Here is a 10103-nt window from a genome sequence, read left to right on the forward strand (position 1 = left end):
CGGCGCGGTGCGGACGGCGGCCGGCCGCCGGCACCGGCGGGCGGTTCCGGCGGAGGTACGGGGGTCCTCCGCGGGAGCCGCCCGGCGGTGAACGTCCGCCCGGCGCACAGCAGTCGGGGCGAACCGCGCCCCACGAGCCGTCCGCGGTCTCTACGCTGCCCGCTATGACACAACGTCCACAACCTGATCGCGCGGCCACCGGGGACGCCGACCGACCACGGCCCGGGGACGCGGGCAGTGCCGAACACCTCGTCGCGCTGATGCGCCAGTTACGGGCCTGGGCCGGGCTGAGCTACCGGGAGCTGGAGAAGCGCGCCCACAGCGCCGGCCGCACCCTGCCCCGGGCGACGCTCTCGGGCACGCTCGCGCGCGGGGAGCTGCCCCGCGAGGAACTGCTCGCGGCGTTCGTCCACGCCTGCGGCCTCACCGGCCCCGAGGCGGACGCCTGGCTGACGGCCCGCCGGCGCCTCGCCCTGGCGGCCGAGGCCTACGCCCTCCCGTCGGCCCCGCCCGGGGCGGCGGGCACGGCGGGCCCTGACACCGGGGCCGAGTTGCCCTCGTGGGCCGGGGAACGACCGACGGCCGAAGCGACGGCCGTCCCGCCGTCCGAGCCCGCCGGGGCGCCCGGCGGGCAGGCCGCGCCCGGGGCCGAGTCGACGCCGTGGACCGATGAACCACCGACGTCCGCAACACCGTCCCCGGCCGGCGAGGCTCCGGCCCGCCGGAACGCACCCACCTCCGCGCCGCCCTCATGGGCCGAGGACCCACCGGAGACCGGAGCGGCGCCCGGACCGCCCGCCGCGCCCGAGGCCACCGGGGCAGCCGACGCTCCGGCCCGTCGAGCCGCGTCCGCAGCCGGGTTGACGCCGTGGGCCGCGGAGCCACCGGAGGCCGGACCGGCGCCCGTACCGGCGCCCGGCCCCGAGCCCGGCCCCTCCGCACCGGCGGCCGGCCCGGCCACCGGTGCGCCGCTCCCGATCGCGGCCGACGGCCGCCCGCGTCCCCGGCGCAGCTCGGCGGCGACGGGTTCCGCCCGCCCGCGCAGGGTGCCCCGCCGCGCCGTGGCCGTCTCGGTGGCGGCCGTCGTGCTCGTGGTCGCCGGCGCGACCGCCCTCAACCTCGCCTCCGGCCGGGAGAGTTCCTCCTCCCCGCCCGCCGGAGGCACCCCGTCGGTCCCCGGCAGTGCCGCGCCCCCGGCGGAGCCGCCCGTGCCGGGCGGGGCGGTCGAGTCCTCCTCGCTCCCGGCCGCCGGCACGACGGGCGCCGCTCCCAGCGCCGTCACCGGCGCCCCCGCGGCCGCCACCGCTCCCGGCCGGACCACGCCCGCCGGCACCCCGCCACCGCCGTCGACCGGCGCCAGGCCCCCGGCACCGCCCACCGCACCGGCGGCCACGCCCACACCCCCGCCCGCGCAGGCGTCGAGCGCCCCACCGCCCGCCGGCCCGGCTCCGGTCACGAAGACCCCGGGGAACCCGCTCCCCCTGCCGACGACCACCTCGGTGCCCACCGCGGCCCGGTCGACCAGCGCCTCACCGGCCTACACCCCGCCCCCGTGGCGCGGCCCGACCCGGGAGACCTCGCCCCAGCCGACCTACCCCGAGGAACCCTGCGGCTCCGAGGCCCGCGACCCCTGCTTCTGACACCCCGGACACCGGGCCGGGCCCGCACCCCCAGTGGTGCGGGCCCACCGGGATCCGCCCCGGGTCCCCCTCGGCTTCCGGGGCGACGGCCGCCACCGCCCCGGACCGCCGCCCCGGCCCTCCTGCTCCGGTTCGGGGCCGTGCGAAGGCCGGACGGTCGATCACCGGGCTGCTCCGGGCCCCCGGCGACGAAGCCCTCGCCCTCGTACGGTCATCGACGGCCCGGGCCGGGGCCGATCCGACGGACGTGGACGGACGGGCCGTCGACGGCTACGACGACGGCCGGGCACCGGCCGGTGCCGCGGGCCCGTCACCGGCTGAGCGCGCGCTCACCCGCACGGGCGACGCGGCGGGACGACGGGAGGTCGACGCGGTCGGCCTCCCGTTCCGCCGCGCCCGGGGCACGGCCGCCCCGGGGACGCCGCCTCCGCCCGTTCCGGCCCGGAAACAGCGGCGACGGCCCGATCGTGCACGGTCCGGAAATCGGCTGATCACATCACGGGGTAAGCCGGTGACAGGAGTGGGGAATCTGCCCGATGATAGACGCGACGGTGCGCTAATCTGACGGCCCGTCGGGTGAACTGACGCGGAATCAGATGGCATTTGGCCCGAATCCGCCCGGTCCGGCCCGGACGCGGCACAACTCAACTCCACGGGGGCGTGACGTGCATGGCTGACTCCACCTGCTCCAACGGCTCCAACGGCTCCGTCTTCACCGGCCCCATCAGCAGCCCCGACCCCGGCCCCGCCGCACCCTCCGCGGCCCGCACCGCCGAACGCCCGGGCCGCGGCTCCGCCGCCACCGCCCGCACCGTCTGAGGGCCGCCGCGTGGTCAGCGGAAACGGCTCACCGCACGCCCCTGCCGTCTGGCTCTCCGACGACGACGCGCCCTTCCTGGGCAGCGGCTTCCACGTGGGCCCGGACCTGGTGGTGACCTGCGCCCACGTCGTGCACGGCCGCGGGCCGGTCACGGTGCACGGGGCGCTCGGCGCCGAGGCGGCCCGCACGGTCCTGATCGTGCCGGCGGACCCGCCGGACGGCGCCGCGTTCCACCCCGCGCCGGACCTCGCGGTGCTGCGCACGGCCTGGCGCGCGGACCGGCCGGTGGCCGTCCTCGGCACGGCGGAGGCGGCACCCGGCAGCGAGTTGTCCGCCCACGGCTTCAGCACCGTCACCGCCACGGACGGCGTGCAGCCGGACAGCGCGAGGCTCACCGTCGTCGGGCCGTCGGGGGGCTTCGTCCGGCTCGGGAACGGCTGGGTCCGCAAGGGGCTGAGCGGGAGCATGCTGCTGGGAGCGGGCGGGCGCGTCGTGGGCGTCGTCAAGGGGACCGAGGACCACCACGAGCCGGTCGGCGGCTGGATGACCCCGCTCGGCCGGCTGCGGCAGGTGCTCGACCTGGCGGGCTGGGCCGCCCCGGCGTCTCCCCCCGCACGACCGGCGGCGACGGGAGCGGCGGGCGCGACGGGACCGGCGGCGACCCGAGCGGCGGGCCGCCGGCAGTGGGCGGACGCGCTGGCGCGAATACCCGTGCTCGACGAGGAGCGGGTGCGCCACGGCCTGGTGCAGTCGATCAACGAGGAGCTTCCGGCCGACCAGGGCATCCGGGTGCCCGGGGACTCCCTGGCCGTGCTCCACCTGGAGCGGATCGCCGGCGCCTGTCTGGACAACCGGGACCCCTGCACCGCCCTGGGCGCGCTGGTCGCGGCGGTCCGGCGGCTGGCGGGCGGTCACCGGGCGGTCGGCGAGCTGACGACCCTGCTCGCCGTCGATTGTGGAGGGGGGAGCGATGAAGCAGCTTGACAGCCACGCGGCGAACGCCCTGGCGGGGGCGCTGCGGGACATCCAGTCACTGGCGAACACGAACCGGCGCGAGGACCTGGTGCACAGCATCCGGGAGGCGCCCGACGTCCACGACTTCGAGGTCGTGCCCGACAACGCGGTCTCGACCCATCTGAGCCGGATCGCCTGGGCCTGCGTCCAGCACCGCAACGCCCCGGCGGCCCGGCACGCGCTCCATGCGGCGGCCCAGCGCCTGGCCGGCGGCCAGCGGGCGGTCGCCTGGCTCGCGTTCTGCAACGCGGTGCTGGACTCCGGCCACCCGGCGTTCCTCAAGATCCGGCTGCTCGACCTCGGCGACCGGCTGCGCACGGACGGGTGGGGCGGCAGCCGCTCCTCCGACGAGCCGGACCCACTGGGTGTGTTCACCCGTCTCGTGGCCACCGGGTCGGGCGCCCAGGTGCGCGCGTACGGCCAGGAGCTGGACGGCCGGGAGTGGCCCGAGGACGGGCCCGCGACCCTGCCCGGACACCCCGGACACCCCGGACACCCCGTGCACCCCTCGGAACCGCCACCGGTCCGCCCCCGCCGGTGGTGGCAGGTCGCGGCCGGCGCCGCCGTGCTGATCGCCGTGGTGGTCTGGGCCGTGGTCCGGGCCGGGGGCGGCCCTGAGCCGGTCACGGTGACGGTGGCGTGGGACCCGGCCGTGCTCGCTCCCGGCGGCGCCGCCGTCGCCGTCCTCACGGTGCCCGCCGGCCGCGACCGCCTGGTCCTGCCGCTGGGCCTCAAGGACGCCAGCCCGGGCACCGGCATCTGCACCGCCACGGTGGATCTCGCCGTGGACGGAGCGGAGCCGACCGAACGACAGCTCTCGGAGGAGGTCCGCACCGTTCTGCCGAAGGGACACGGGAGCACGGTCACCGTGCGGCTCACCCTGCGGACGCAGCAGGGCTGCCGGTACCTGGTCAAGACCGAGAAAGCCCGTTTCGAGGGGTGAGGAGCACCGCTGTGATCTCCGTACGAGTCGCCCGGCCGGCCGCGGCCGTCACCGTCCTGCTGATGCTGGTCCCGGCGGCCGCCTGTGCCTCCGGCCCGGACCTGCCGAAGCCCTTCGACCGGAAGATCCAGGTCGGGTTCAAGACCGCCGCCCCCGGTCTCTCCGTACAGGCCGAGGACGGCATCTACCGGGGCTTCGAACCAAGCCTGGTGAACGCCGTCCTCGGTTCGGCGGGCGTGAAGTATTCCTCCGCCCCGGTCTCGGCCACCAGCTGGGAGGACGCGCTGAAGGACGGCGACACCAACCGCAACGGCGTCGACCTGGTGGTCGCGGACGTCTCCGTGACCGACGGCCGCAAGAGCGACTTCGACCTGGCCGGCCCCTATCTCCAGACCCCGCTCGGCGCCCTGACCCAGGCCGCGCACCCGGCGGTGGTGCAGCAGCAGGAGGACCTGATCCCGCTGCGGGTCTGCACGGTGGCGGAGACCACCGCCCGCTCCCTGGTGGACGAGGAGGTCAAACCGAAGGTCTCGGTGGACGGGAAGAGCCCCCAGGACTGCCTGGGCCACCTGGACGACGGCTCCGCCGACGTCTTCGTCTCCGACTACCTGGTCCTGCGCGGCATGGCCGTCAACCTCAAGTCGAACGGACAGTCACCGTACGTGATGACCGAGGGGACCTTCGGCAAGATGCAGCTCCTGGTGGCCGTCCTTCCCAAGGGCCACTCCGAGGCCTGCGAATGGCTGCGGGTCCGGCTCGACACCTATATGAAGAGCCAGGCCTGGGTCGCCGGGCTGCGCAGCTACCTCGGCTTCGGTTCCGACGTCAGCGACGACAACCTGCGGCAGCGGTTCCAGCCGACCACCAGCTCCGCCAGCGGGTACTGCGACGCCTGACCCCGTCCTCCCGCGCGGTCGGGCGGCTCCGCCCCGCGGACCGCCCGGCTGACGGGCGGTCGCCCCGGTACCGGCGCCGCGAACGGCCCCGCAGGCCCCCTCCCGGGGTCCGCGGGGCCGTCCCGCGCCGTCAGCCGGACTTCGCGGCCCGGACGAACGCGCTGATCAGGGCCGGATCCTTCACCCCGCGCCGCACCTCGACCCCGCTGGAGACGTCCACGCCCCACGGCCGGGCGGCCCCGATCGCGGCGCCGACGTTCGCCGGGTCCAGCCCGCCCGCCAGCAGCCACTTCCCGGCCGGCGGCTTCGCCCCCAGCTCGGCCCAGTCCCAGGCCTCCCCGGAGCCCGGGACCGGCGAGTCGAGCAGCAGCAGCTGCTCGCCGAAGTCCCCGCAGTCCGCCCCGGCGGCGGCCGCGGCCGAGGTGGCCCTGATCAGCGGCACCCCCAGGTCGGCCAGCTCGGCGAAGGCGGTGGCGGGGTGGTTCCCGTGCAGCTGGGCCGCGCGCACCCCGGCCGCGCGAACCGACTCCCGGACGTACCCGGCGGGCTCCTCCCGGAAGACGGCCACCGTCAGCACCTCCTCGGGCACCGCGGCCACCAGCTGCCGCACCAGCTCCGGCGCCACCCGGCGCGGACTCTCGGTGAGCACGAACCCCACCGCGTCGGCACCGGCCGTGACGGCCGCCTCGACGTCCGCGACGGTACTCAGCCCGCAGATCTTCACGAACACGTTCCCGGACACGCTCCCTCTCCCTCTCGACGGCGCTGCCAGCGTAGTGCCGGCGGCCTCCCCGCGGGACCACGCCCGGAGAGGGACCACGCCCGGAGAGGGGCCGCGCCGGGAAGGGGGCCGCGCCGGGAGAGGTGCCGCGCCGGGCCGTCGTGTCAGAGGTGGAGCTGCGCGGCGAGCCGCTGGGCCAGCCCGCGCAGCGGCTCGCCGGTGAGCGCGGCGTCCGGGGTCACCGCCTCGGTGCCCTGGCTGACGACCACGGCCAGATCGCCCTTGTCCGCGACCGCGACCCGGGCGATGCCGACCGAGGCCCGGCCCGGCGTGGTCCGGGCCTCCCCGGGGGCGGGCTGGTCGGCCGAGGCCGTCACCAGCTGGTCGGCGGTGAGCCCGCCGGCCTCACCGATGTAGGGCAGCGCGAGGTTGACCGCGACCTTCTCCGCCGGGGCGGCGAGCACCGCGATCTCCACCGGGCTCGTCCCGGCGGTGTAGGAGCACCAGACCTGGATGTTCTCCGGCCTCCCGGGCAGCGCACCCGCCGGCCCGGACGGCTTCGGGCCGGACGGCGGCGGCGGGGCCGCCTCGGCCGGGACGACGTCGGCCCGCACCGCCTTGCCCGTGGCGGAGGCCGGTGTCACGCTCCGGTCGATCCCGCCCGCCTTCAGGGCCGCGGCGAGATCCAGGCCGAACGGGCAGGACGGGTCCGCGCCGAGGCCCTGCACCGCCGACTTCAGCTTGGCGTAGGAGAGCTTCGCGCCGTCGGTCCCGGCGCCGGACCCGGACCCGCCGGAGGCCGGGGACGAGCACGCCGCCGTACCGAGGAGCAGGCCCGCCGAGACCAGCAGCGCGAGTGCTGTCTTGCCGTCAGATGTCATCCGGTCAGCCTACGACAGCGCCGGAGGCCGCCCGCTCCCGTGTCAGAGTTCGGGGTCCGTCGGCGCCCAGCGCCGCCCGTCGTAGAAGTACGCCGCCGAGTCGCGGATGCCGACGGTCCGGAAGGGGCGGCCGTGGTCGTCCACCCGGAGCCTGCCCTGACGGTCGCCGCTGCTCCAGACCAGGTCGAGGTACCAGGTGACGTCCTGCGCGGCGGTTCCGGCGTCGACGTTGAGGACCTGCGGGTCGGTCGCGGAGACGCGGTAGGGGAAGTCGGGGCCGGTGGCCCGGCCCGTGCCCTCCCCGGCCGGCCGGAGGACGGCCCGGGGCGCGGACGCGTCGAGGTCGACGGCGAACGCCGCCGGGACGAGGCCGCCTCCGCACCCGGAGACGGGCATGTAGGCGTTCCCCCTGGCCGCCGGCTGCCGGCTGACGACCTGCACGTACACCGCGTGCAGCACGACGGGTGTGGCGTCGGCGCCCTGCGCGGTCAGCTGCAGGCGCAGGTGCCCGCCGGGGACGCCCTGCTGGGCGGCCGCCCAGCTGTCGACGTCCGCGGAGGTGTCCGGCGGCGCGGCCACCCGGCCCGGGGCCCGGGGCGAGACGAACCACTGACCGCACGGACTGCCCCAGTTGTCGGTTAGCACGTTGACGTGGAACGGGGCGGCGGCCCCCTCGGGCGGTGTCGCGGTGGCGGGCGGCGCCGTCGTCGGGGCACCGCCCGGCTGGACGCCGCCCGCCGGGGCGCCGGTGGACGGCGGCGGCGCCGGTGTCGGGAGCAGCGCCGGCGCGGCGGTCGTCGCCGCCGTGGTGACGGCGGCGGTGGCGGCCGCGGGCGGGGGTCCCTCCGGGGTGCCCCGGCCGTACAGGAGCACGGCCGGCACGGCGGCGGCCAGACCGACCACGGCCACCGCTCCCAGCAGCACCCCGGAACGGCGCGCACCGGCCGACCGGCCCGGCTGCGGCGCCACCGGCGCCACCGGCGCCATCTCCGGCTCCGCCGAACGCGGTTCCGGCACCGCCGGTTCCGGCGGCACCGACCGGCCGACCGCCCGCGGGCCGGGCCCGGCCGGAGCCGCCCCCTGCCTGGCCGCCGCCGTGCCCGTCTCCCGGCGGCGCGCCGCGTCCGCCACGAGCCAGCAGCGGTGCAGCTCCACGAGTTCCCGGTCGTTCGCCCCGCAGGCCCGGGCGAACCGCTCCACCGGGGCGTAGTCGGCGGGCACCGCCACGCCGTTGCAGTAGCGGTGCAACGTGGACGTGCCGGTGTGCAGGCGGGTCGCGAGCACGCCGTAGCTGAGGCCGGAACGTTCCTTCAACGCCCGCAGCATCCCGGCGAACTCGTCGGTCTCCACGCCCATGATCTGACTCCCCCGCACCGCGGCCGGGCCAGGCTGCCCGCCGAACCCGCAGCTCACGCTACCGGGTGCCGTCCCGGGACCCCCAATCCCGGGTGGCCGCCCGGGCGGCTCAGGGGCGCCGGTCCGCGGTGGCCGCGGAGGCGGCGGCGTCCGCGACGGTGGCGCGGTAGAGGCCGAGCCGGGGCGCGCGGACCTTCGCGCCGGAGCCGAGCGGGAAGTTGCGGGTCTCGGCGGTGGGCAGCCGGTCGTCGGCCAGCACGTCGATCCGGTCGATCCCGGCGGCGGTCCCGGCGCCCGAACCGGCGGGGTCGAGGTCGATCACCGCGTACGCGCTCCTCCCCGCGCCCACCGGGTACGCGGGTGCGCCGCCCAGCCCGCCGGGGAGCAGCGGCTTCACGTCCCCGCTCCGGTCGGCGGACCGCGAATCGCCCAGGGCCACCAGCGGGTGGTAGCTCAGACCGCAGGCGCGCGGGCCCTGGTTGCGGACCTCGATCACCCGCTGCGCCGGTGCCTCCGGCCGGGCGGTCACCCGCACCGTCAGGTCCTTGCCCTCGCACGGGTGGCCGTAGGCGTACGCCTCGTCGGCTCCGGCCCCCTGCGACGCACCGCCCGACGGCGCGGCCGACGAGGCACCCGACGGCGACGGGCTCGGCGCGGCCGCCGGAACCGAGGTCCTCGGCGCACCCGCCGTCGGCGCGGTGGTCGGCGCGGTGGTCGGCGCGGTGGTCGGCGCGGTGGTCGGCACGGCCGGGGCACCGGCCGGTGCCCCGGTGCCCGTCCCGCCGGAGGCCGCGGCGGACGCCGACGGCCGCGCCGGCGAGGCCGCGTCACCTCCCGTGCCGGACCCGCAGGCGGTCAGGGCGAGGACGGCGCCGGCGAGCGCGGCGGGAACGAAGAGAGCACGGCGAACGGACATGGAGGATCCCCGGAGGTGCAAGAGACGAATCGGATCGGACGGCCGGCGCCACCCCGGCGCCCCGTCCGCCAGTACCCTCCCCCGCCCCGCGTCCCGCCCGCCAGGGCCTCCCGCCGATCCGGCACACTGGAACGATTCCACCCCCTCCGACCTGCGGAGACGCCGCTGCCTGGAACGCCGGTCCGGAACGCCCCGCGGCCGGGAACACGCTTCCTCCACCGCGTGCGGACGTGTCCCCCGCCCTCCTCCCCGCCCGGCTCGCGCTACCCGTCGGTCCCGGTCGGCGCGGTGCCGCGGCCGCCCGGGGTGTCCTCCGGACGGCTGTCGGCCGCCCCGGTGCTCCCCCTGGCGCGGGAACGGTCGTGACAGGCGCTCCGGTCCTCCGGCGCGCCCACGTCGCCGTCGCAACGACAGCGGCATGCCACCCCCCGGCCGCCGAGTCTCACCTGTTCGAGGCCCGGTGCGACCGGAGCACCGCTCCCCCGGACCGGCAGGCGGGTCGGACCGCCGGATCCCCAGATCATCCCGCCGCCACCGCCCCACCGGTCCACCGTCCGCACACCGAGGCCGCAGCCGAAGCCGGGGCCGGCATCGCTGTCGGAACCGGGACAGGGATCGGAGTCGACCGCCCCCGGGTCACGGCGGCCCCACCGGATCGGCGCGACGTGGCGGCGGCGCCGGGGCCGGTGGCGGGGCCGGTCAGCCCCGGCCTCCGCGCCGGTCCGGCCTGCTGATCACTGGTCATGCCGCCGATCCTGGCGCGCCCGGGAGTCCGTGCGCATGAGTAGCAGTACTCAACTCGCAGCGGGTCCCGGGCACGCCGCGATCGGCGGCACGGACCGGACAGGCGGCGGGCCCGGGCGGACGAAGGGCCGTAGGGGTGCGGCGGGGGTGCGCCCCGGAAGGTCCCGGGGCG

9 protein-coding genes are annotated in these 10103 nt (G+C 77.7%); 5 read left to right on the plus strand and 4 right to left on the minus strand.

From position 1 onward, the window contains the following. The first annotated feature begins 164 nt into the window (after nucleotides 1-164). The 5 genes from ACFCX4_RS30465 to ACFCX4_RS30485 all read left to right on the plus strand — a co-directional run bounded on the left by ACFCX4_RS30465 (nucleotide 165) and on the right by ACFCX4_RS30485 (nucleotide 5313). Nucleotides 165-1640 (plus strand): helix-turn-helix domain-containing protein, encoded by a 1476-nt coding sequence (locus ACFCX4_RS30465; RefSeq protein ID WP_376149415.1) that lies wholly within the window; start codon nucleotides 165-167, stop codon nucleotides 1638-1640. Between the two features lie 669 nt (nucleotides 1641-2309). Beyond that, entirely contained in the window at nucleotides 2310-2459 is a 150-nt protein-coding gene (locus ACFCX4_RS30470) for a hypothetical protein (protein ID WP_376149418.1), read from the plus strand. Between the two features lie 10 nt (nucleotides 2460-2469). Then, the gene (locus ACFCX4_RS30475) at nucleotides 2470-3444 is read left to right on the plus strand and encodes a trypsin-like peptidase domain-containing protein (RefSeq protein WP_376149421.1); all 975 of its coding nucleotides are present in this window, start codon (nucleotides 2470-2472) and stop codon (nucleotides 3442-3444) included. Further along, nucleotides 3431-4417 (plus strand): hypothetical protein, encoded by a 987-nt coding sequence (locus ACFCX4_RS30480; protein WP_376149424.1) that lies wholly within the window; start codon nucleotides 3431-3433, stop codon nucleotides 4415-4417. The genes ACFCX4_RS30475 and ACFCX4_RS30480 overlap by 14 nt, the downstream gene beginning before the upstream one ends. An 11-nt stretch (nucleotides 4418-4428) precedes the next feature. Beyond that, nucleotides 4429-5313: a substrate-binding periplasmic protein gene (locus ACFCX4_RS30485; RefSeq protein WP_376149427.1), complete on the plus strand. Its 885-nt coding sequence runs from the start codon at nucleotides 4429-4431 to the stop codon at nucleotides 5311-5313. Nucleotides 5314-5443: 130 nt separating this feature from the next. Here ACFCX4_RS30485 and ACFCX4_RS30490 read toward each other — a convergent pair whose 3' ends face one another. The 4 genes from ACFCX4_RS30490 to ACFCX4_RS30505 all read right to left on the minus strand — a co-directional run bounded on the left by ACFCX4_RS30490 (nucleotide 5444) and on the right by ACFCX4_RS30505 (nucleotide 9187). After that, the gene (locus ACFCX4_RS30490; RefSeq protein ID WP_376149430.1) at nucleotides 5444-6055 is read right to left on the minus strand and encodes a phosphoribosylanthranilate isomerase; all 612 of its coding nucleotides are present in this window, start codon (nucleotides 6053-6055) and stop codon (nucleotides 5444-5446) included. Nucleotides 6056-6198: 143 nt separating this feature from the next. After that, nucleotides 6199-6915 (minus strand): hypothetical protein, encoded by a 717-nt coding sequence (locus ACFCX4_RS30495; RefSeq protein WP_376149433.1) that lies wholly within the window; start codon nucleotides 6913-6915, stop codon nucleotides 6199-6201. A gap of 42 nt (nucleotides 6916-6957) precedes the next feature. Further along, nucleotides 6958-8271, minus strand: a complete 1314-nt coding sequence (locus tag ACFCX4_RS30500; protein WP_376149436.1) for a helix-turn-helix domain-containing protein — start codon at nucleotides 8269-8271, stop codon at nucleotides 6958-6960. A gap of 109 nt (nucleotides 8272-8380) precedes the next feature. Further along, on the minus strand, nucleotides 8381-9187 hold the full coding sequence (locus ACFCX4_RS30505; protein WP_376149439.1) for a hypothetical protein: 807 nt from the start codon (nucleotides 9185-9187) through the stop codon (nucleotides 8381-8383). Between the last annotated feature and the right edge of the window lie 916 nt (nucleotides 9188-10103).

Source organism: Kitasatospora sp. NPDC056327, assembly GCF_042261735.1.
Lineage (GTDB): Bacteria > Actinomycetota > Actinomycetes > Streptomycetales > Streptomycetaceae > Kitasatospora.